The organism is Frankia casuarinae (assembly GCF_000013345.1).
Taxonomy (GTDB): Bacteria; Actinomycetota; Actinomycetes; order Frankiales; family Frankiaceae; genus Frankia; species Frankia casuarinae.
In genome coordinates this window covers 4584104-4604812 of record NC_007777.1, presented here as the reverse complement: position 1 = coordinate 4604812, position 20709 = coordinate 4584104, and the positions used below count along the sequence as shown (strand labels likewise).

The window sequence follows — 20709 nt, the reverse complement described above, 5'->3', positions numbered from 1 at the left end:
TAGGCTCCTTGCCCACTTGGTATGGCCAGGGCGCTGTCACCACCCTGCAGCCGTAACGGTTAATGATCAGCCCGGTAGCATGCACGAATCGAGGCTTCGATCGACCGGTGACCGCGGCGTTCCTCGACCGATGGCTCTCTTGTTGTCGCTGTGGGTGTCCTACGGGTTTGTGGTGGGATGATGCCTGCGCCAGGACGGCGGGATCCCCATTTGCTCACCTCCTCTGACGGATGGTAGTTTCTGCGGAAAATGAGATGGCTTACCGTCGAGTCAACTGGTCGTGCCGGCGGAAGATGTGGGGCGTGGTGGATGAAACCTCGGGTGAGGCGTTGGAGACTGAGTCGACGCGGAGGACTGGTCGCTCTTCTTCTCGTCTGCCTGGTCGTGGGATGTGGAACCTCGAAACGGGAATCTGGTTCGCCGCAGGCCACGCCTCGACCTTCGGTGGCTGGTCCGGGCGTTGGCGGCATGGTGACCTCCTCCGCGCTACCATCCGGCCCACCGTCGGCGACCGGCGCCTCGGCAGGTTCTAGTCCCCGATCCTCCGGAGAGGTTTCTCCGCCGAATGGTCCGCGGACTCCGCGAGAGGATGACGGGATGGAGCCGCGACTGCTGTGGTCCGATGAATTTGACGGTCCGGCGAACGCCTCGGTTGATCCCGCCAGGTGGTTGATCACGCAAGGGGGGAAATGGGGGCCGACGGACGTCTCCTGTTATACGGCCGATCCCCGTAACGTCGGCCTGGACGGCAAGGGCCATCTCAAGCTGACGGCGATTGCGGAGAAATCTCCCGTAAAAACCTGTGGGGATACTCACTTCTCGTCGGGCCGGGTGGAGACCCGCGGTAAGGCCTCCTGGAGATATGGGTACTTCGAGTTCCGGGCCCGGCTGCCGATCGGTACCGGGACGTTGCCTGCTCTCTGGCTCCTAGGGCCGAACGGAATTTATGACTGGCCTCGCTCCGGCGAGATCGATGTCGTCGAGGCGACGGCAAACGAGCCGGCCACGGTCCATACCAACATTGTTGGAGTGGATGGCTCTGGAAATCGTTGGGAGGCCGGCTGGTGGGGGCGGGGAAAGAACTATGTCTACCCAGGTGGCACGCTTGCGGATCGCTATCATAACTATGCTCTTGACTGGGGGCCGAACAGGCTCGACTTCTATTTCGACGGCCTTCTCATCCGCCATCTCGAGCCGAAGGACACGCCGGTTTGGCTGTGGAACAAAGACTTCTATATAATCATGGATGTCGCCGTCAGCGCGAAGCTGAGCCCCCCGCTTCCGCCGGCCTCCGCGTTCCCGCAGACGCTGTTCGTAGACTATGTGCGTGTCTATTCAGGCAGACCTTAGAAAGGCCGGACTTCCAAGATTTTTTCGGCTGGCGCCCCGACGATACTGTGGCAGTGCCCTGCGAAGTGGCTTATACCCGCCGGCTGAAATCAACGATCTACCGGCAGTGGACGACCATTTCTCATCCATTTTTTGCCAGGGGAGTGTTCGTTGAAGAATGTTGTTCTTCGGGACATTGACCGATTTGTCTACTACGACAACGATGGCCGTCGACCCCGCTCGATCGGGGCCAGTCGCATCGCTGCTGTTCTGAACAACCCCGGCCTCCAGGCGATCCTCGTCTACCGGTTCGGTGCGTTCGTCGCAAGTCCGCAGAAAGGCGTAGCCGGGGCGGCAGGGCGGCTCTTGGGCACGGTTGTCTACCGCGTTCTGTCTCGGGTTTCGCAGATCGTGACGGGTATCTGGATCTCCCCCGCCGCCAGGATAGGTCCGGGATTTTTTATCGCCCATTTTGGGGGTGTGATCATTGGTGCCTGTGAAATTGGTGAGAACTGCAACGTAGGACACGATGTGACGATAGGAAAGAGTGGTACTGGCGAGAAGTTCGGTCGCCCGACAATCGGCGATCGGGTGAGTATCGGGACTGGAGCGAGGATCCTGGGTCGTCTTGAGGTGGGAGACGACGCCCTGGTGGGCGCCAATGCCGTGGTAACCCGATCGCTTGCTGCTCGATCGGTCGCGGTGGGTGCTCCTGCCCGCGTGGTCTCGAGCCGGGGCGCCTTCGAGTATGTCGAGTACTTCGGGATGGTGCGGGACGAGGCCAGAAGGGCGTCGCTCGGCCTGGTCAGCTCGCCATAGCCTCGCCCTGACCTCGTCCACCGTCGTCCTACTACCGTGCGGGCATCGTGATGTGTCTGTCGGGCCGTGGCCTATGGTGCCGTGGTGACGCCGTCCTTGAGCCCGGAGCCGCCCTCCCCGCCGCTTGCTGAGGAGGAGGGCGCCGTGCCTTCTTCTGACGACCCGCCCGTGGGACGTCCCACGGCTTCTGGGGCTTCTGGTCCCGCTGCCGATCCGGGAACCTCGGCCCGTCCGGGAGCTCCCGCAGGCGGTGGGACCGGGACCGGTAGCGACACGGGGATCGCGATGGGGCGCGAGCGCCGCATCCCGCCGCCGGAGCAGTTCCGTGGGCCAGTCATTGCCCGGCGTGGCCAGGTGGAGCACTCCACCACGGATCAGCGCCTGCTCGACACCCGCAGCCCCTCGGGGTTCGTCCATTCCGACCCGTGGCGGGTCATGCGGATCCAGAGCGAGTTCGTCGAGGGTTTCGGCCTGCTCGCCGAACTGCCACGGGCGGTGACCGTCTTCGGCTCGGCCCGGATTCCCCCGGACAGCCCGTTCTACGGGCAGGGCCGGCTGCTCGGCGCCGCGCTCGCCGAGGCCGGCTTCGCGGTGATCACCGGCGGGGGGCCGGGCGCGATGGAGGCGGTGAACCGTGGGGCCCAGGAGGCCGGCGGCCTGTCGGTGGGCCTCGGCATCGAGCTTCCCTACGAGCAGCGGCTCAACGACTGGGTCGACCTCGGTGTCAGTTTCCGCTACTTCTTCGTCCGCAAGACGATGTTTGTGAAGTACGCCGAAGCGTTCGTGATCCTCCCTGGTGGGTTCGGCACGCTCGACGAGCTGTTCGAGGCGCTGACCCTGGTCCAGACCGGCAAGGTCACCCGGTTCCCGGTGGTGCTGATCGGCTCCGAGTACTGGTCGGGACTCGTCGACTGGATGCGGACGACCCTGCTGCCCGCCGGCCTGGTCCAGGAGCGGGACCTGCAGATCCTCTCGATCACCGACGACATCCACGAGGCCGTGCGCATCATCCTGGAGGGAACCGCCGGGCACACCCGGCCCGCAGGTATGGATATTCCGTGAACGTCTGCGTGTACTGCGCGTCCTCCGAGCTGATCGACCCCTCGTACGTCCTGCTGGCGGCCCAGACCGGCACCGAGCTCGCCCGGCGCGGCCACACCCTGGTTTCCGGCGGAGGCTCGGTGTCGTGCATGGGGGCGATCGCCCGGGCGGTGCGGGCCAGCGGAGGTTACACGGTCGGCGTGATCCCGCGGGCGCTGGTCGCGATGGAGGTCAGCGACCTGGACGCGGACGAGATCATCGTCACGGAGACCATGCGGGAGCGTAAGGCGCTCATGGACGCGCGCTCGGATGCCTTCCTGGCGCTGCCCGGGGGCCTGGGCACCCTCGAGGAGCTGCTCGAGGTCTGGGTCGCCGGGGTCCTGCGCATGCACACCAAGCCCGTGGTGCTCCTCGACCCCGACGGGGTCTTCGCCCACCTGCGGATCCTCGTCGACGAGATGGTCGACCGCGGGTTCGTCCGCCCGCGCGCCCGGGACACCCTCCGCTGGGCGACCGGCATCGGCGAGGCGGTGGACTTCCTGGAGGCGGGCGTGACAGCGGCGACCGTCACCTCCCCTCCGCCCCCGACCCCGACCCCGCGGGAGATCGTCGAAGGCGACTGAGCCCGTTCCTGTTCCTCAGGCGAGGCCGCGGCGAGCGACGGCGAGGTCGACGTCGCCCCGGATCGCCGCGACCATCCGCAGCGTCCGCCGCGTCGCCGCCACCTGGTGCGCCCGGAAGACCCGGGCCCCGAGCCAGGCGCTGACCGCGGTCGCGGCCAGCGTGCCCTCCAGGCGTTCGTCGATGCCGGTGTCCAGGGTCTCCCCGACGAAGTCCTTGTTCGACAGCGCGACGAGCACCGGCCACCCGGTAGCAACCAGTTCCGGCAGCCGGCGGGTGGCCTCAAGGGAGTGGCGGCTGTTCTTGCCGAAGTCGTGCCCCGGATCGACGAGGATCGCATCCGGCCGGACCCCGAGCGACACCGCCCGCTCGGCGAGCCCCACCGTGGTGGCGACGATGTCGGCGACCACATCGTCGTAGACCATCCGGTGCGGCCGGGTGCGCGGCGGCAGATGGCCGGCGTGGGTGCAGACCAGACCGACGCCGAACTCGGCCGCGACCTCGGCGAGCGCCGGGTCCACCCCGCCCCAGGCATCGTTGAGCAGGTCGGCGCCCTCACCCGCGACGACCCGTCCGACCTGCGCGCGCCAGGTGTCGACGCTGATGACCAGCCGGGGATGGCGGGCCCGGACCTCGGCGACGAAGCCACCCACACGGCGCAGCTCCTCGGCCGCGCTCACCTCGCCGCCGGGCGCGGCCTTCACCCCGCCGATGTCGATGATCCCCGCCCCCTCGTCGACCGCACGGTCGACCGCAGCCAAGGCCTCGGCCGCACCGTATGTCGCCCCGCGGTCGAAGAAGGAGTCCGGGGTGCGGTTGACGATCGCCATCACGATCAGCTCGGTCGGCTCGAAGGTCCGCGGACCCAGTCGTAGCGGACCCAGTCGTTGCGGATCCAGTCGTTGCGGATCCAGTCGTTGCGGATCCAGTCGTTGCGGGGCCGGGTGGGCAGTGTCGGCATGCACCGGGCCAGCCTGCCAGAATCACCACGATCGGCGGGCCGTGGCACGATCGGATGCGTGGTGCTCGTCATCGAGATTGTGATCGTGGCCGCCGTCGTCTTCGCGGTGGCCGCGCTGGCCGTCGGTCGCTTCGATCGGCTCGCCCCGGCGCCGCCGGACGGCGCTCCTACCGGACTACCTGCCGGCATGGTGACAGCCGGTGACGTTGCCCGCACGCGGTTCGGGATGGCGCTGCGTGGTTACCGGATGGCCGAGGTCGACGCCGTCCTGCTTCGGCTCGCCGACGAGCTGGCCTGGCGGGACGAGGAGCTGGCCCGGCGGGACGAGGAGCTGGTCCGGCTGGCCGCCTTCGCGCGCGTCGACACCGCGCCATCGCCGGACGGGCATCGGGATACTCGCTCGCCACAGATCGACGAGTGATCGCCGCCGACTGTCTGTGGCATCACAGTCGACTGTTGGTAGCCGATCGATCTGGCCTATGCAGGGACACGCGCAGGCGTTGTCGTCAACATCGACGCCCACCTCTCGATGTTGCGGCGGGCGACTGTTGTGATGCCGCGCAGAGACGTGTTTCGGTTTGCGGTCCGGTCTACGGGATAATCGTCGTCAGATGCAGGTCCGACGGCAGGAAGAGGTGCACCGATGGCGGCCATGAAGCCGCGGACGGGTGACGGTCCGCTCGAGGTGACCAAAGAGGGGCGCGGCATCGTCATGCGTGTCCCGCTGGAGGGGGGCGGTCGGCTCGTCGTGGAACTCACCGCCGACGAGGCGAGTGCGCTGGGGGATGCCCTGAAGACCGCGGTCAGTTAACCGTCCGTGCGTCCGCCCGGGTGTCCGTCCGCGTGCGCCGTCCTCGCGTCCGTCCCGCGGCAGCCGGGTTCCGTCGTGGTCCGGCGGTCCCGGTGAGTCCGGCGGTCCCGGTGAGAAGGCCGGCATGAGCATCGTTGATTCCGCGTCAGGCCCGGCGATCGACGGGCTCATCAGGCTTCCTCCCGGCGTTACCCTACGGTCCGCCACCGTCGCCGACGTCGAGCCCTCGACCGTCGCCCTGGTCCTCGCGTCGTCCGAGAACGGACCCGTGTTCGACGAAACTGCCCGCGGTGTCGGCGCCGATCTCGGACTGGATCTTGCGCTGCTGGTCGAGTCCGAGTCCCTGCGCGGCGATGCGGGTTCGGTGCTGGTGGTGCCGTTGGCCCGGACGGCTCGGCCGACCCGGCTGCTCGTGGTCGGCATCGGCGCCGGTCAACCGGGTGACTGGCGGGCCGCGGGCGCCGCGCTCGCCCGCCGCGCCGGGGCACCGGACCGGCTCGCGGTGGTGGCGGAGCCCGGCGATCCGGGCCTGCGGGCCTTCACCGAAGGCCTGGCGCTAGGCGCCTACCGGGCCGCTGGAGTGCTCGACCGGGCCGCTGGAGTGCCCGACCCGGCCGGCCGGCCCGGGCCGGAGAACGGCGCGCCCGGCAACGTCATCGTGCTCACCGGTCGGGCGGACGAGCCCGGGGCGGTGGCCGCGGTCGGCGCCGCGCGGGCGGTGGCCACCGGGGTGTACATCGCCCGCGATCTGGTCAACATGCCGAGTCTGGTGAAGTCACCCGAGTGGCTGGCGAACCGTGCCGTGCGCATCGCCGCGTCGGCGGGTCTCGACACGACCCTGCTCGGCCCCGACGATCTTTCGGCGCAGGGCTTCGGGGGGTTGTGCGCCGTCGGTGAGGGTTCCCCGCGGCCGCCCTACCTGGTCAAACTCGAATATCACGGGCCACCGTGGACTTCTGGCGAGGCCGGGTTGGCGGGATCCACCGGGTCGGCGGGATCCACCGGGTCGGCGGGATCCACCGGGTCGGCGGGATCCATCGGGTCGGCGGGATCCATCGGGTCGGCGGAGCCGGATGGTTCGCCGGCGGGCCGCTTCACCGATGGTCACCGGGTCCTGGTCGGGAAGGGAATCACCTTCGACTCGGGTGGGCTCTCCCTGAAGCCGGCCGTCCCGATGGCCGGCATGAAGACCGACATGGCGGGCGCGGCGGCGGTGCTCGGGGCGATGACCGCGTTGCCGGCGTTGAACGTGCCCGGGCGCGTCACCGGCCTGCTCTGTCTGGCGGAGAACATGATCGGTGCGACTGCCATGCGTCCCGGCGACGTCATCACCTGCTGGGGCGGGACCACGGTGGAGGTACTGAACACCGACGCCGAGGGCCGCCTGGTGCTGGCGGACGGCCTCGCCTACGCCGCGGGCGCGCTCGACGCGGATGTCATCGTCGATCTCGCCACGCTGACCGGAGCGATCGCCGTGGCGCTCGGCCGGCGCACCGCCGGGCTGTTCAGCTCGGACGACCGGCTGGCGGCGGCGCTGTCCGCCGCGGCGGACAGCGCCGGGGAACGGGTGTGGCGGCTGCCGTTGGTGAAGGAGTACCGGGCGGCGATCGACTCGCCGGTGGCGGACCTTGCCAACATCGGCCGGGCGCTGGACGTCGGGGGCGGTTCCATCACCGCGGCGCTGTTCCTGCGGGAGTTCGCGGGCCGGCGGCCCTGGGCACATCTGGACATCGCGGGCACCGCACGGTCGGACGCCGACGACGGCGAGATCAGCCGGGGCGGCACCGGGTGGGGGGTGCGTACCCTGCTGACCTGGCTGTCGAGTGGGCCATCCCAGACACCGGCGGCCTGAGTGTAGAGCCCCCGGAACTCCCGGATGTTCCAGACGTCCCCGATACCCCGATACCCCGATACCCCTGGATGTCCTGGATGTTGCCGGGCCGCGAGGGGATCTCAGGCCGCGAGACGCAGGAGCGCGGCCTCGTATTCCCGGGCGATGTCCGCGGTGAGGACCAGGGAGACCCGGAGCACCACGGTGCGCTGGACGAAGACGTACTCGGTGACGAGCGGGTTGTCGGCGGTGACGGTGAGGAGCTTCGTCGCCCGCTGCTGCGCGCTCGCCGCGTCCGCGAAGACCTCGATCGCGCCGCCGCGCTCGATCGCGCCCGCGGGGCTTCCGGAGACCTCGTTGACGCCCACCCGCGGATCGCTGAAGGCGATTCTGCTGGTGTAGCCGTTCGTCCGGCCCAGGAGACGATCCGGGTCGGTGGCCGCGCTGTAGACGACGGTGGTGTGCAGCGGCAGGCCCGCGCCGGCCAGCCGGATCGCCACCTGCTCGGCGGTAAGGCCGGCGAGGCCGCCTCCCACGGCCGACGGGGTGGGCACGGCCGTCGGGGAGGGGGTGGCGCCCGGTGCGGACGGGTGGGCGGAGCGCGCGCCGTGCGCCGGTCCCACCAGGCGGTTCAGCGTGTAACCGGCGATCCCGGCTAGGACCGCCACGACGAGGACGAACGTGATGTAGGGCAGCAGGCTCTCACGTGGGGCGGGCGGTGGCTCGGCGCGGCTGTCGTAGGCGTCCCTGGCCCGGCTGTCGTAGTCGTCCCTGGCCCGGCTGTCGTAGGCGTCCCTGGCCCGGCTGTCGTAGTCGCCGTAGTCGTCGTAGACGTCGTAGCGCCGGTACTCCTGCGCGGCCGGTGCCATTTACTCCCCAAGGCGTAGGAATGTCACGCTTAAGCGCACCTTACGCGCCCACTGAGGAGCCACCGGGTACCGGCACGATCGGCCGGCCCCGATCGTGTTACCGCGGACCGGCCACCTCGCCCGGGGTGCCGGTCACCCGCCCGGGGTGCCGGTCAGCCGACCGGGGAGGACTTGGCGACCACGGCGACCAGGAGGCCGCCGCCGGTGGTGAGGAGCATCTGGGTAAGCCGCACGTCGTCACGTACAGCTGTGGCAAGTTCGCGGACCGCCACCGCCTCGGGGCCGGTGGCCTGGCCCTGGGCCAAGGCCAGCACGCTGGCGAACGCCACCACGCCGCCCGGCCGCAGCAGCCGCAGGGCCTGGGTGAGGTACTCGGTGCCCTCACGCCGGTCCGCGTCACAGAACACGAGGTCATAGGCGCCGTCGGTCAGCCGGGGGAGAACGTCGAGGGCGCGGCCGGTGATCAGCCGGCTGCGCCCGGGGGTCATCCCCGCGTCGGCGTAGGTGCGCCGGGCCAGCCGAAGGTGCTCGGCCTCGACGTCGATGGTGGTCAGGGTTCCGTCGGGCCGCATCCCGCGCAACAGCCAGGTACCGGAGACCCCGGTACCTGTGCCGATCTCGACCACCGCGCGGGCGCCCACGGCAGCGGCGAGGAAGCGTAGGACCGCGCCGGTACCCGGGCTGACCGGGACGATCCCGACCTCCTCGGCTCGGGCGCGGGCAGCGCGAAGGATCGGGTCTTCCAGCAGGAAGCCCTCGGCATAGGCGGCGGCGGACTCGAGTTCGCCGATGTCAGTGTCCGGCATGACTTCCTCAGCCTACGGGAACGGGAGACCGAGGACGCGCGTTCATCTGGTCAACGCGCATCGTGTCGAGGATCGAGGGGAGAAACATCGGTGTCCGCAGCGGGATTCGCCGCTCCCTGGCCGGCTCGTCGGGTACGTTTGACGCGAACCGACCGAGAGGCGGCCGTGGCTGCTCAGGACCCCGGGGCGGGCTCGGACGCCGCCGGCGTCGCCGCCACCGCAGAAGCTTCTGGTTGGGTTCCTCCTTCCTGGGAAGACGTGGTCCGTGAGCACGGCAACCGGGTCTATCGCCTCGCCTACCGCCTCACCGGTAACGCCCACGACGCCGAGGACCTGACGCAGGACGTGTTCGTCCGGGTGTTCCGGTCGTTGGCGGACTACACCCCCGGCACCTTCGAGGGGTGGCTGCACCGGATCACCACCAATCTCTTCCTCGACCGCATGCGTCGCCAGCAGAAGATCCGGTTCGATGCGCTGCCCGAGGACACCGAGCGGCTGGCCGGCCGCGAGGCGAGCCCGGAGGCGGTCTACGCCGAGGCTCATCTCGACGCGGACGTCGAGGCCGCGCTCGCCGCTCTGCCGCCCGACTTCCGGGCCGCCGTCGTGCTGTGCGACATCGAGCAGCTCTCCTACGAAGAGATCGCTCAGACGTTGGGCGTGAAACTGGGCACAGTGCGCAGCCGGATCTCGCGCGGTCGGGCGATGTTGCGCGCGGCGCTGGCTGATCGCGCGCCACGTACTGGTGACGGCGCCGCGTTGTCCGCCGCCGTGACGGTCTCGGACGACGCCCTTCTCACCGCGGAGCCCGCCGTCGGGCCGGTGGCGGCGGAGCTCGCCGAGGCGGACGTGGCGCCGCCGGACACGACCAGACCGCGTCGGGACCGAGGCGACGACGGGCGGCCCAGAAGCAGGGGACGGCATGGGCCCGTCGCCGCCGGGAGCAAGGGTGGTGCTCCGCGGGAGCGGCGGGCGTGACCGAGCATCTCGGCGATCGGATCTCGCCTCTCATCGACCATCAGCTTGATCATGACGCTCGTGATCGCGCGCTCGCGCATCTTGCCCGCTGCGGGGAGTGCCAGCGGGAGGTGGCGGCCCTGCGGATGGTCAAGGCACGGCTGGTTGCTCTCGATGGGCCGGATCTTCCTGGCGGCCTCGCGGTCCGGCTGCTGAGCCTGGGCGGTCTGACCGCGCTGCCCGCGCCCCCGCCGGGTTCGTCCCCGCGCTCCCCGCGCTCCCAGCGCTCCCCGCAATCCCAGCGCTCCCAGTTCCGTCCTGCGCCGGACAGGCGGGGGCCTACCCGTCTCGACCCGGTCAGGCTTCCCGGGGCGTTCACGGTGACAGTACCGGCCCTGCTGCCGCGTTCCGTCGAGCTCCGACAGCCCCCCTTCGATCCTCGCCCGGGCGCCGGCACTCGTCCCGCCTCGCCCAGGCCCGCCGCTCGACCGGCGCCGGCAGCCACCGGCGGGGCTGCGCGCGGTCCGGGTCAGGCGGGCCGTCCCGCGCCGGGGCCCGCGCGTCAGCACCTGCGGCGGCCGGCTTCGCCCGCCCCGCGCCGGCGGCTGCCGGCCCCGCACCGTCGTCCCACCCCCCGGACCAGCATGCGCCGAACCCTCCTCGGATCCGCCGCGCTGATGCTGCTCGCCGTCGCTGGTGCCGCCATCGCCGACGGCCAGGAGAGTACCCAGACGCCGGGGCCCGTCGCGGTGCCGACGGTGTCCTCGGTCGTCGCCCCGGGCGTTGCGAACGGCGTCCCGAGCCGGCTCACCCCGATGTTCGCCCCGGTCCGGGTGTCCTTGCGCCGTTGATCGTCCGCCCGTTCGGGCCGACTCGGGCGAATTCGGGCCGACCCGGGCGAACACGTTCCCCATCGACCCGGTCGGGGGTGTTTGAACGGGGGTATTCGGACGGGGTAGGCCGTCCCGGGTACCGGGAGGCGGTCGGGGCCGTGAGTTTCAGGGTGTCGCCTGCTCCGTCTCCCGGCGCCAAGCCCTGGCTGGTCGCCTTTGTCCGGCTGTCCGCCCCGGTCGCCGCCGGAAACCGGCGGGACGCATCTTTCCGGTACCTGAAAGACATTTTCTGGGTGTTCTGGAGGAGAGGTCTCGTCTGGCCTGATGTGAGGCTTTACCGTGTTACCCGCTCGGACGCGTCGCGCGTGCTTTCCAGGACGGAACCGGTCGCCGGCGTTCCGCCGTGCCGTGCGACGAGCGAGTCGGGGAGGACGTGTGGACGTCAGCGACAACGAGGTGCCTGTCGCGAGCGTGGAACCGGTCGACCCGCCCGTACGGCCCCGACGTCTCGAGCGGTCATCCACGATGCGGTCGGTTCCCGCCGGCCCGGGCCACCGCGCCGATCCTTCCCGCCCTGGTGTCCCGCGAGCCGCCGGCGCGGCGCCTTCCGCCACCGACGGCAAGCCGCGGACCGATCAGGCCGGTGGCCGGGTCGCGGCGGCGCGCGACGAGACGACCGTCCCCTCGACCGGTGGGACGATACCCGTCAGTCGGCTCCGCCTTCCCGCCACGCCCCGGCCCACCACGGCCGGCGGTGCCGGGCCGCGGGTACAGCCCGGGGTGGTCGTCCCCGTGCAGCCGTCGGGACCCGTGCAGCCGTCCGGGTCGGAACCGGCGGCCGGGACACGCCGTCCGCAATCGCCTCGTACGGCATCCACCACCGCGATGACCGGGCCGGCGGAGGAGACCCGGCCCGAGCGGCGACCCACGGCCGCCGGGACGCCGGGCACGGGTAGCCCGGCGGCACGCGCTCCTGAGCCGGCCCCGGGGACTCCATCGGGTGCGGGGCCATCGGGTGCGGGGCCATCGGGTGCGGGGCCATCGGGTGCGGGGCCATCGGGTGCGGGGCCGCAGCCGCGGCCCACGGCCCGTGAGGGTGCGACGCCGGAATCCGGGGCGGCGCGGATTCCGGTACGTCAGCCCGGCCGGCGTCCGCCGACCCTCCCACCCGGTGAGGACAGGGCCGGCTCCGCTCCTGGAGGGCATCGCCACCCCCGGCATTCCGGGCGGGTCGAGGGGGCCGCTCCGGGCGTGGGTGCTCCGGGCGTGGGTGCTCCGGGGGCGGGTGCTCCGGGGGCGGGTGTTTCGAGGACGGGCGTTTCGGGTCCGGGGGCGCCGGGCGCCCGGGCGGGCTGCGACCCGGGCGCCGCCGCGACCGACCGCGGGCGCGCTGCGGCGGACGGGAACCCGCGGGAGCCGTCGGGAGGCTTGCCGACGGTGACCGCGGTGCGTGGCTTCGGCACGCAGCCGCCGGCCCCACCGCCCGCCGAGACGGGCTCCCCGCGGGCGTGGTCGCCGACCTCGACGCCGTATCCGCTGCCCGCGGACTCCGACGGCGGCGGCTCCGAGAGCGGCGGCTCCGACAGCGGCGGCTCGAACGCCGCGCCGTTCGCCGTGCCGTTCGCCGATGTCCTGACTGGTCGTTCGGCGCCGCGGGGGCGCCTGGTCGCTCCTGGTCGCCCGATCGTTCTCGGTCACCGGGTCCTCCTCGCGAGCATCCTGGTCGCGGGTCTGCTGGGTGGGGGGATCGGTGCGCTGCTCGTCTCGATGACCGAGCGCGGCAGCGACCAACAGGCGTCGGCGGCCCTGCCGGTCGGTACCGCCGCGCCCAGCTCCGACCGCAGGTCGGTCGCGTCGATCGCCGCGACGGCTCTGCCCAGTGTGGTGACGATCGACGCCGGTGGCGGGGGGGACGGCGATGCCGCGGGTACCGGCTCCGGGGTGATCATTAGCCCGGAGGGGTACATCCTGACGAACAACCACGTCGTGGCGTCCGCGGTCGCCGCCAGAACTCCGATCTCCGTGCGCCGCTACCAGGAGTTCGGCCAGGTCCGGGCCGACCTGGTCGGGCGGGATCCCAAGACTGACATTGCCGTTCTGCGGATCCCGGCCCCGCAGCCCCTGCCGGCGGTGACGCTCGGCCAGTCCGGCTCGCTGGTCGTGGGAGCGCCGGTGGTTGCCATCGGGGCGCCGTTCGGCCTCGCCGGCACCGTGACGACCGGCGTCGTCAGCGCGCTCGACCGCAATCCCATGGTCCCGGCCGAGAGCGGCACCGACCCCACGGTGCTCATCGGGGCGATCCAGATCGACGCGGCGATCAATCCGGGCAACTCCGGTGGTCCGCTGCTCGACGGCCTCGGCCAGATGGTGGGGATCAATACCGCGATCGCCGCGGTGCCCGGCCATGAGTCCCAGAGCCAGAGCGGCAGCATCGGCGTGGGGTTCGCCATCCCGATCGACTTCGCCCGCTCGGTCGCTCAGGAGATCATTTCGACCGGTCGGGCGACCCACCCGTACCTCGGCGTGTCAGCCGCGACCGTCACCGCCGGCCAGGCGAAGGCCATGGGGACCACGTCGGGTGCCCGCGTCGTCAACCTGGCGCCCGGTGGCCCCGCCGAGCGCGCCGGGCTGCGCGTCGGCGACATCATCACGCGGGTGGACACCAGGGTTATCAGCGGGATGAACGACCTCATCGTCGCAGCCCGGCTCCACCGGGTAGGTGACCGGGTGTCGGTCGCCTACGAACGCGCCGGTGCCACCGCGACCACCCAGCTGACGCTGCAGGAACAACAGCGCTGAGCCGCAGACATCTTTTCGTTGCCCACGAGCTCCTTGCCCGCAACACCGGGAGAGGTACGCTCAGCGCGTGTTCAACGGTGTCGGGTGGGGTGAAGTCGTCGTCTTGCTTCTGATCGGGCTGTTCGTCTTCGGCCCGGACAGGTTGCCCAAGGCCGCCAGGGACGCGGGACGCGTGCTGCGTCAGCTGCGTCAGCTGGCCAACGGCATGCGTAACGATCTCAGGTCCGAGCTGGGCCCGGAATTCGCCGATCTGGATATCCGGGACCTGCATCCCAAGACCTTCGTCCGCAAGCACCTGTTCGAGGACGATCCGGTTCTGCCGCCATACCTCACCAAGCGGACCTCGCTCGACTCGCTGCTCCTCGGTGACGATCCGCCCGCGGCGCCGTCACTGACCAAGTCCTCGCTGCCGAGAGATCCCGCGGCCAAGGATCCGGCTCGTCCCGGCGCCGAGGCCGCGGTTCCGGCGGCGCCGCCCGGTCCGGTGTCCCCCATGCTGTCGAAGGTCTCGCCGAGCAAGGCGTCCGCCGCCCGCTCCGTGCCGGCGCAGCCGGCACGGAGCGACGGCCCGGCGACAGAGGTGCCCTTCGACTCGGACGCCACCTGAGGTTCGGCGTCGCCTGAGGTTCGGCGTCGCCGCCGGCTCGATGCACCCGCCCCGGGGCGGGGCCAGCCGGGGCCGGGCTCGCGTCGATCAGGCTGCGCGAACCCGGACGGACGGCCGATCGTAGGTGTTCAGCGCCCCACCGGCGTGAGGTTGAGGCTGCGTCCGGCGAGCCCACGGGAGCGGTAGGTGAGCCGGCCCGCCACCGCGTGCAGGGCCTTGCCCGCCTCGCTGTCCGGCTCGCCGATGACCAGCGGCATGCCGTTGTCGGCGCCTTCCCGGAGCCGGACGTCCACCGGGATCTGGGCCAGCAGCGGTACGTCATGACCGAGCACCCTGGTCAGCCGCTCGGCCACCGCAGCCCCGCCGCCAGAGCCGAACACGTCGACCCGCTCGCCGCAGTGCGGGCAGGGCAGCCACGCCATGTTCTCGACGACCCCGACCACGTTCTGCCGGGTCTGCACGGCGATGGTCCCGGCCCGCTCGGCGACCTCGGTGGCCGCCAGCTGCGGGGTCGTGACCAGCAGCAGTTCGGAGGACGGCACCAGCTGGGCCAGGGAGATGGCGATGTCACCGGTGCCGGGCGGTAGGTCCAGGAGAAGGACGTCCAGGTCACCCCAGAAGACGTCTGACAGGAACTGCTCCAGGGCACGGTGCAGCATCGGTCCGCGCCAGGTCACTGGCTGGTTGCCGCGCGTGAACATCCCGGTGGAGATGACTCGCACCCCGTGTGCCTGGGGCGGCATGATCATCTTTTCGACCTGGGTGGGCGGGCGGTCGATGCCCAGCATGCGGGGCACGGAGTGCCCATAGATGTCGGCATCGAGCACACCGACCGACAGGCCCGAACGGGCCATCGCGGCGGCCAGGTTCACGGTGATCGAGGACTTGCCGACGCCGCCCTTGCCGCTGGCGACGCCGTAGACCCTGGTGGTCGAGCCTGGTTGGGCGAAGGGAATCGCCTTGGGGGCGTTGCCCCCCCGCAGTTTCGCGTGCAGGGCACCGCGTTGCTCGTCCGACATGACCTGCAGATCGACGCGGACCTCGCGGACGCCCTCGACCGCGCTGACGGCTCGACTGACCCGATTGATGATCTCGTCGCGCATGGGGCAGCCGGACACGGTGAGCAGGACCCCGACGTCGACCGAGCCGTCGTCGAGCACGCGAACCGACGAGACCATGTCCAGCTCGGTGATGGGACGACCGATCTCGGGATCGTGCACCGTCGCCAGAGCCGACTGAATCGCGTCGGGGGAAGGCCGGGATAGGGACAAGGGAAACCTCAGTCACAGGTTGGTATCAGGTGCGGCCCGCCGGGCCGCCTGTGGGTCCACGATAGCCCGCGGGGGACGTGACGGCGCCGGCTCACGATCCCCGGTCCGCCGTGTTCGGCGGACCGGGGAGCGTGAGCCGCCCTGTCGGCTTCACGACGGGTGCGGAGCGTGCCCATCGTCATGACCAGGGGTGATTGTGTCCCGGTATGTGCCTGGTATGTGTCCCGGTGACGGAGGCGGCTGCTTGGGACGGTTTTGCGGGCGGGCCGCGACGTAGGCTGATCGTGCGGAGGCGGGAGGACGCGATGGCAGTCGAAGAGATGTTCGGCGCCAGCTCCGAGACCGGCGAGGACTGGGTCGACGAACATGGGATGTGGGCCTGGCGTGAGCTGCTGCACGCCCATGCCCACGTGACCCGGGTCCTCGAGGCCGAGCTCGAGGCGGCTCACCGGCTTCCCCTGGCCTCGTACGACGTGCTGGTCCAGCTCGCCGAGGCCCCGAACGGCGAGTTACGGATGAGCGAACTCGCCCAGGCGGTGCTGCTCTCCCGCAGCGGTCTCACCCGGTTGGTCGACCGGCTGGAACGGGAGGGACTGGTCGCCCGGCGGTCCTGCCCGTCGGATGCCCGCGGCACGCTCGCCACCCTCACCCCGCAGGGATTCGACCGCTTGCGGGCGGCCTCGGGCACCCACCTCAAGGGGGTCGCCCGGCACGTGCTCTCCCACTTCAGCCGAACCGAGCAGGACCTGCTCGCCGAGCTGCTGGGCCGGCTGAGCCCGCCGAGGCCGGGCGGCAACGGCCGGGGGTACGACGCGAACGCCTGAGCGGCCATGGCCTGCCGGCAGCGTGCCCGGCAGCGCGTGCCCGGCACCGCGCGGCCGGTCATCCGGACGCGGTGATCGGGACCGCCCCCCGCGCGGTGGAGATCAACGCCTCGTACGCCTCCCGGGAGGTGGTCTCGGCCCCGAGCCCCTGGGGCTTGCTGGCGCCGTGGAAGTCACTGGAACCGGTCGCCACCAGCGAGAGCTCGGCAGCGAGGCCACGTAGCCGGCGCCGCGCGACGGGTAGGTGATCGGGATGATCGACCTCGAGGCCGGTCAGGCCCGCCTTCGCCATCGCCTCGATCACCTCGGGACCGACTGTGACGCCGCGCCTGCTCGCGAACGGGTGCGCGAACACGCTCACCCCGCCGGCGCCGTGGATGAGGCGAAGCGCCTCCCAGACGTCCGGCTGCTCCTTGCCCACCCAGTACGGTCCGCCCGCGCCGATCCACCGGTTGCTGAACGCGGCCGCCACCTCGGGGATCAGCCCGGCCTCGACCATGACCGCGGCGATGTGGGGGCGGCCCACCGTGCCGGCCGCCAGCTCCAGGACCCGTTCCCAGCGCACCGGATGCCCGTCCGCGGCGAGTCGGTCGACCATCCGACGGGCCCGGGTGGCGCGATGTTCCCGCACCCGGGCCCGGGCCGCCGCGAACGCCGGCTCGGCCGGGTCGAACAGGTAGGCCAGCACGTGCAGGGATACCCACGCACCTGCCACCTCGACCTGGCAGGAGATCTCGGCGCCCGGCACCAGGGTCAGCCCGGCAGGCAGGGCCGCGGCCGCGCGGCCGATGCCCGCGATGGTGTCATGGTCGGTGAGCGCGAGGATCGACAGGCCCTGCCCGGCTGCGAGCCGGACGAGGTTCTCCGGTGACTCCAGGCCGTCCGAGGCGGTCGAATGGGTGTGCAGGTCGATGGCCACCCGCTCCATAATGCTTCATAGTGGCAGCTTTTCGCCGCGCGGCGATGATGTGGGCGGCAGGCCGGGGCGGCAGGCCGGGGTGAGACGGCGGTGCGGGCCGTGGTGGTGGGCGACGGCGGGCGGCAGGGAGGCCTACAGGTCCAGACCGGTCAGGACCAGCACCCGGTCCTCGGTGAGGTCGGTCATGGCCGAGCGGACCCCCTCCCGCCCGATGCCGGAACCCTTCGTCCCGCCGTAGGGCATCTGGTCGGCCCGGTACGACGGGACGTCGCCGATGACGACCCCCCCGACCTGGAGCTCCCGGTGGGCGCGGAAGGCGGTGGCCAGGTCGTGGGTGAACACCCCGGCCTGCAGGCCGTAGGCGCTGTCGTTGATCCGGGCGAAGCCCTCGTCAACGCCGTCGACCGCCGCCACGACGATCACCGGGCCGAAGACCTCCTCGCTCACCACCTTGGCGGTGGGCGGAACGCCGGTCAGCACGGCCGGGCTGAGACTCGTGCCGTGGCGCGTCCCGCCGCAGACGAGTGTCGCCCCCGCCTCGACGGCCTCGGTGATCCACGCCTCGACCCGTTCCGCCGCCGCGACGTCGATCAGCGGCCCCACGTCGGTGGCCGGGTCGGCCGGATCCCCGTCGTGCAGCGCCCGCACGGCGGCGACGATCTCGGCGAGCAGCTCGTCGACGATCGTGCGGTCGGCGTAGACCCGCTGCACGGCGATGCACGACTGGCCGGCCTGGTAGTTGGCGAACAGGGCGATGCGGCCGGCGGCCCGGGCCAGATCGGCGGGGGTCGCGTAGTCGGCGGCGACCAGCACCGCCGCGTTCCCGCCGAGTTCGAGGACCACATGCTTGCGGGGGACCGTGTCGCGGATGGACCAGCCCACCGGGCCGGAGCCGGTGAAGGACACCACGGGCAGCCGAGGGTCCGCGACGAGCGGGCCGAGGCGGTCGTTGGGGATCGGGAGGACCGACCACGACCCCTCGGGCAAGCCGGCGTCGGCGAGCAGGTCGCCGAGGAACAGCGCCGACAGCGGCGTGCGCGGGGCCGGCTTCACGATGATCGGCGCGCCGACCGCCAGCGCCGGCGCCACCTTGTGGGCGACCAGGTTGAGCGGGAAGTTGAAGGGGGTGATGCCCAGCACGGGCCCGCGGGGGAAACGCCGGGTGAGCGCGAGCCGTCCCTCCCCGGGGGGATCGGTGTCCAGCCTGGTCAGCTCCCCGGCGAAACGCCGGGCCTCCTCCGCCCCCCAGCGGAAGGTGGAGCTTGCCCGGGCCACCTCGGCACGCGACCAGGTCAGCGGCTTACCGCTCTCCGCGGTGATGAGACGGGCCAGTTCGTCGCCTCGACGGGCGATCTCCTTCGACACGCCGGCGAGCGCGCCGGCGCGGACGTGGGCCGGCAGCGCCGCGAACGCCGGGGCGACCGCCGCCGCGGCGGCCACGGCCGTCTCAACCTGGTCGGGGTCCGGCTGCGCGACGACGGCGACCTCCGCGCCGTCGAACGGGTGCCGAACGGTGGTCGTCGCCGACCCGGTGGCCGGCTTGCCTGCCAGCCAGAACGGCGTCGGCTCGCTCATCGCGCGGATGACCGGTCGGCGCGGGCGGCCACCGGGCCGCCTGGCGTCGAGCCGCCTGCCGTCGTCATCACCATCGAGCTCATTCTAGGCGCCCGCGCGGGCGGGGCGCCTGCGGCGCGCCCGGTCCCGCCCGAGGACCACCGGCCGGATCCCGGCGGCGGGGGACGATGGCCGGCCCGGCCCGGCCCGGCCCAGACCGGACCAGGGCCGCGGCGCGGCGGCGTGGCCCGGGCCGTGGACAGGTACGTGCGCGCATACGATCAGGTAGGAGCCGACGATGACCATTCCCAACCCGGCGGCGACCGGAATCGGCCTGCCCGCCACCGGCGGCCCGCGGCTGCCCCAGGAGCCGCGTCTGCACACCGAGATCCCCGGCCCGCGGTCCCGGGCACTCGCCGCGCGCCGCGTCGGCGCCGTGGCCCGGGGGGTCGGTGAGACCCTCCCGGTCTACGCGCACGCGGCGGGCGGCGGGGTCGTGGTCGACGTGGACGGCAACTCGCTCATCGACTTCGGTTCGGGGATCGCGGTGGTCAGCGTCGGCAACGCTGCGGACGGGGTCGTCGAGGCCGTGCGCGAGCAGATCGGCCGGTTCACCCACACCTGCTTCATGGTGACGCCGTACGAGGGCTATATCGCCGTCTGTGAGGCGCTGAACCGGCTGACGCCGGGTACCCATGAGAAACGCTCGGCATTGTTCAACTCCGGAGCGGAGGCCGTCGAGAACGCCGTCAAGATCGCGCGCAGCGCGACCGGCCGGGGCGCGGTCGTCGTCTTCGAGCACGCTTACCATGGCCGGACGAACCTGACGATGGCGATGACCGCGAAGTCGATGCCCTACAAGAGTGGGTTCGGGCCGTTCGCGCCCGAGGTCTACCGGATGCCGCTGGCGTATCCCTACCGCTGGCCGACCGGTCCCGACCGCTGTGGGGAGGAGGCCGCCGAGCGGGTGATCGAGCTCGTGCGGGACGAGATCGGGGCCGCGTCCGTCGCCGCGATGGTCATCGAGCCGATCCAGGGGGAGGGCGGTTTCATCGTCCCCGGGACCGGGTTCCTGCCCCGCCTCGCCGAGTTCTGTACGGTCGCGGGGATCGTGTTCGTCGCGGACGAGGTGCAGACCGGGTTCGCCCGGACCGGGACGATGTTCGCCTGCGAGCACGAAGGCGTCGTCCCGGATCTCATCACCACCGCCAAGGGCATCGCCGGCGGCCTGCCGCTCGCGGCCGTCACCGGCCGTGCGGAGATCATGGACGCCCCCCAGGTCGGCGGGCTCGGCGGCACCTACGGGGGGAACCCGGCGGCCTGCGCCGCGGCTCTCGCCGCGATCGACCTCATCGAGTCCGAGGACCTGGCCGGCCGGGCCCGCCGGATCGGCGAGATCGCCCTGCCCCGCCTGCACGCGTTGCGCGAGCGGTACGACTTCGTCGGGGATGTCCGGGGGCGGGGCGCGATGGTCGCCCTGGAGCTGGTCCGGGGCGCCGGCGACGACAGCCCGGACAAGGTCCTCACCGCCGCCGCGGCCGCCGCCTGCCATCGTCGCGGCCTGATCGTGCTCACCGCGGGCACCTGGGGCAACGTGCTCCGGCTGCTGCCACCGCTGGTGATCGAGGAGCCGTTGCTGCTGGCTGGCCTCGATCTCCTCGACGAGGCGTTCGCGGAGCTCGCGGCGCGCCGTCAGCCTCCCTCCCCGGCCCGCCCGGAGGGGTGACGGAGGGGTGGCGCACCCGGCTGTTCGGCATATCTGCCCAGGTCGGACGATTGCGGGTGGGAACCTGGTGGGGCGATTGCGGGTGGAAAGCCGAGGGCATACCGGTGCCGGAGTGCCGATGTTCGGCGACATCT

Annotated in this window: 20 protein-coding genes; 13 read left to right on the top strand and 7 right to left on the bottom strand. The window is 71.7% G+C overall.

All coding sequences use genetic code 11. The features are described 5' to 3' along the window. Nucleotides 1-597 precede the first annotated feature (597 nt). The 4 genes from FRANCCI3_RS19415 (at nt 598) to FRANCCI3_RS19400 (ending at nt 3812) form a co-directional block, all read left to right on the top strand. Nucleotides 598-1350 carry a glycoside hydrolase family 16 protein gene (locus FRANCCI3_RS19415; protein ID WP_023841754.1) on the top strand — a complete coding sequence of 251 codons (753 nt, stop codon included), beginning with the start codon at nt 598-600 and terminating at the stop codon, nt 1348-1350. A gap of 150 nt (nt 1351-1500) precedes the next feature. After that, nucleotides 1501-2148: a serine O-acetyltransferase gene (locus FRANCCI3_RS19410; RefSeq protein WP_011438216.1), complete on the top strand. Its 648-nt coding sequence runs from the start codon at nt 1501-1503 to the stop codon at nt 2146-2148. Between the two features lie 285 nt (nt 2149-2433). Continuing rightward, on the top strand, nt 2434-3210 hold the full coding sequence (locus FRANCCI3_RS19405) for a TIGR00730 family Rossman fold protein (RefSeq protein ID WP_011438215.1): 777 nt from the start codon (nt 2434-2436) through the stop codon (nt 3208-3210). Beyond that, complete coding sequence (locus FRANCCI3_RS19400) at nt 3207-3812, top strand: TIGR00730 family Rossman fold protein (RefSeq protein WP_011438214.1); 606 nt, start codon at nt 3207-3209, stop codon at nt 3810-3812. The genes FRANCCI3_RS19405 and FRANCCI3_RS19400 overlap by 4 nt, the downstream gene beginning before the upstream one ends. A 15-nt stretch (nt 3813-3827) precedes the next feature. Here FRANCCI3_RS19400 and folP read toward each other — a convergent pair whose 3' ends face one another. Continuing rightward, entirely contained in the window at nt 3828-4640 is an 813-nt protein-coding gene (gene folP, locus FRANCCI3_RS19395) for a dihydropteroate synthase (protein WP_011438213.1), read from the bottom strand. Between the two features lie 5 nt (nt 4641-4645). Continuing rightward, a complete protein-coding gene (locus tag FRANCCI3_RS26435) occupies nt 4646-4843 on the bottom strand; it encodes a hypothetical protein (protein ID WP_148214919.1) in 198 nt (65 codons plus the stop codon). Between FRANCCI3_RS26435 and FRANCCI3_RS23670 the strand changes: the two genes are divergently transcribed. The 3 genes from FRANCCI3_RS23670 to FRANCCI3_RS19385 all read left to right on the top strand — a co-directional run bounded on the left by FRANCCI3_RS23670 (nt 4830) and on the right by FRANCCI3_RS19385 (nt 7434). Then, nucleotides 4830-5192, top strand: coding sequence for a DivIVA domain-containing protein (locus tag FRANCCI3_RS23670; RefSeq protein ID WP_063579555.1), 363 nt, complete (start codon nt 4830-4832; stop codon nt 5190-5192). The two genes, FRANCCI3_RS26435 and FRANCCI3_RS23670, sit on opposite strands and share 14 nt — an antisense overlap. A gap of 222 nt (nt 5193-5414) precedes the next feature. After that, a complete protein-coding gene (locus tag FRANCCI3_RS24985) occupies nt 5415-5582 on the top strand; it encodes a DUF3117 domain-containing protein (protein WP_011438211.1) in 168 nt (55 codons plus the stop codon). Nucleotides 5583-5706: 124 nt separating this feature from the next. Then, entirely contained in the window at nt 5707-7434 is a 1728-nt protein-coding gene (locus FRANCCI3_RS19385) for a leucyl aminopeptidase family protein (RefSeq protein ID WP_011438210.1), read from the top strand. Nucleotides 7435-7535: 101 nt separating this feature from the next. Here FRANCCI3_RS19385 and FRANCCI3_RS23665 read toward each other — a convergent pair whose 3' ends face one another. Then, nucleotides 7536-8282: a hypothetical protein gene (locus tag FRANCCI3_RS23665; protein WP_011438209.1), complete on the bottom strand. Its 747-nt coding sequence runs from the start codon at nt 8280-8282 to the stop codon at nt 7536-7538. A 152-nt stretch (nt 8283-8434) separates the two neighbouring features. Next, entirely contained in the window at nt 8435-9088 is a 654-nt protein-coding gene (locus FRANCCI3_RS19375) for an O-methyltransferase (protein ID WP_011438208.1), read from the bottom strand. A 165-nt stretch (nt 9089-9253) separates the two neighbouring features. Here FRANCCI3_RS19375 and sigE point away from each other — a divergent pair, with 165 nt between their 5' ends. The 4 genes from sigE to tatB all read left to right on the top strand — a co-directional run bounded on the left by sigE (nt 9254) and on the right by tatB (nt 14281). Further along, nucleotides 9254-10063, top strand: a complete 810-nt coding sequence (gene sigE, locus FRANCCI3_RS19370; protein ID WP_023841759.1) for an RNA polymerase sigma factor SigE — start codon at nt 9254-9256, stop codon at nt 10061-10063. Next, complete coding sequence (locus tag FRANCCI3_RS24980; RefSeq protein WP_011438206.1) at nt 10060-10893, top strand: anti-sigma factor family protein; 834 nt, start codon at nt 10060-10062, stop codon at nt 10891-10893. Before sigE ends, FRANCCI3_RS24980 begins: the two co-directional genes overlap by 4 nt. Nucleotides 10894-12312: 1419 nt before the next feature. After that, nucleotides 12313-13674 carry a S1C family serine protease gene (locus FRANCCI3_RS27585; RefSeq protein ID WP_236701545.1) on the top strand — a complete coding sequence of 454 codons (1362 nt, stop codon included), beginning with the start codon at nt 12313-12315 and terminating at the stop codon, nt 13672-13674. A 67-nt stretch (nt 13675-13741) separates the two neighbouring features. Then, nucleotides 13742-14281 (top strand): Sec-independent protein translocase protein TatB, encoded by a 540-nt coding sequence (gene tatB / locus FRANCCI3_RS19350; protein WP_011438203.1) that lies wholly within the window; start codon nt 13742-13744, stop codon nt 14279-14281. Between the two features lie 128 nt (nt 14282-14409). On the opposite strand, the gene FRANCCI3_RS19345 is transcribed toward tatB, so the two are convergent. Then, nucleotides 14410-15552: an Mrp/NBP35 family ATP-binding protein gene (locus tag FRANCCI3_RS19345; protein WP_011438202.1), complete on the bottom strand. Its 1143-nt coding sequence runs from the start codon at nt 15550-15552 to the stop codon at nt 14410-14412. A 305-nt stretch (nt 15553-15857) separates the two neighbouring features. Between FRANCCI3_RS19345 and FRANCCI3_RS19340 the strand changes: the two genes are divergently transcribed. Next, nucleotides 15858-16376, top strand: a complete 519-nt coding sequence (locus FRANCCI3_RS19340) for a MarR family winged helix-turn-helix transcriptional regulator (RefSeq protein WP_011438201.1) — start codon at nt 15858-15860, stop codon at nt 16374-16376. A gap of 58 nt (nt 16377-16434) precedes the next feature. Here FRANCCI3_RS19340 and FRANCCI3_RS19335 read toward each other — a convergent pair whose 3' ends face one another. After that, nucleotides 16435-17304 carry a PHP domain-containing protein gene (locus tag FRANCCI3_RS19335; protein ID WP_011438200.1) on the bottom strand — a complete coding sequence of 290 codons (870 nt, stop codon included), beginning with the start codon at nt 17302-17304 and terminating at the stop codon, nt 16435-16437. 123 nt (nt 17305-17427) lie between these two features. Continuing rightward, nucleotides 17428-18870, bottom strand: a complete 1443-nt coding sequence (locus FRANCCI3_RS19330; RefSeq protein ID WP_011438199.1) for an aldehyde dehydrogenase family protein — start codon at nt 18868-18870, stop codon at nt 17428-17430. 277 nt (nt 18871-19147) lie between these two features. Between FRANCCI3_RS19330 and gabT the strand changes: the two genes are divergently transcribed. Then, nucleotides 19148-20575 carry a 4-aminobutyrate--2-oxoglutarate transaminase gene (gene gabT / locus FRANCCI3_RS19325; protein ID WP_011438198.1) on the top strand — a complete coding sequence of 476 codons (1428 nt, stop codon included), beginning with the start codon at nt 19148-19150 and terminating at the stop codon, nt 20573-20575. Nucleotides 20576-20709: the final 134 nt, after the last annotated feature.

Bases quoted from the DNA above. Each gene is read 5' to 3' on its own strand.
- FRANCCI3_RS19415 (WP_023841754.1), top strand. From the start codon at position 598: ATGGAGCCGCGACTGCTGTGGTCCGATGAATTTGACGGTCCGGCGAAC.
- FRANCCI3_RS19405 (WP_011438215.1), top strand. From the start codon at position 2,434: ATGGGGCGCGAGCGCCGCATCCCGCCGCCGGAGCAGTTCCGTGGGCCA.
- folP (WP_011438213.1), bottom strand. From the start codon at position 4,640: ATGGCGATCGTCAACCGCACCCCGGACTCCTTCTTCGACCGCGGGGCG.
- FRANCCI3_RS26435 (WP_148214919.1), bottom strand. From the start codon at position 4,843: ATGACGAGCACCACGCATCCGATCGTGCCACGGCCCGCCGATCGTGGT.
- FRANCCI3_RS24985 (WP_011438211.1), top strand. From the start codon at position 5,415: ATGGCGGCCATGAAGCCGCGGACGGGTGACGGTCCGCTCGAGGTGACC.
- FRANCCI3_RS19385 (WP_011438210.1), top strand. From the start codon at position 5,707: ATGAGCATCGTTGATTCCGCGTCAGGCCCGGCGATCGACGGGCTCATC.
- FRANCCI3_RS23665 (WP_011438209.1), bottom strand. From the start codon at position 8,282: ATGGCACCGGCCGCGCAGGAGTACCGGCGCTACGACGTCTACGACGAC.
- FRANCCI3_RS19375 (WP_011438208.1), bottom strand. From the start codon at position 9,088: ATGCCGGACACTGACATCGGCGAACTCGAGTCCGCCGCCGCCTATGCC.
- FRANCCI3_RS19340 (WP_011438201.1), top strand. From the start codon at position 15,858: ATGGCAGTCGAAGAGATGTTCGGCGCCAGCTCCGAGACCGGCGAGGAC.
- FRANCCI3_RS19335 (WP_011438200.1), bottom strand. From the start codon at position 17,304: ATGGAGCGGGTGGCCATCGACCTGCACACCCATTCGACCGCCTCGGAC.
- FRANCCI3_RS19330 (WP_011438199.1), bottom strand. From the start codon at position 18,870: ATGAGCGAGCCGACGCCGTTCTGGCTGGCAGGCAAGCCGGCCACCGGG.
- gabT (WP_011438198.1), top strand. From the start codon at position 19,148: ATGACCATTCCCAACCCGGCGGCGACCGGAATCGGCCTGCCCGCCACC.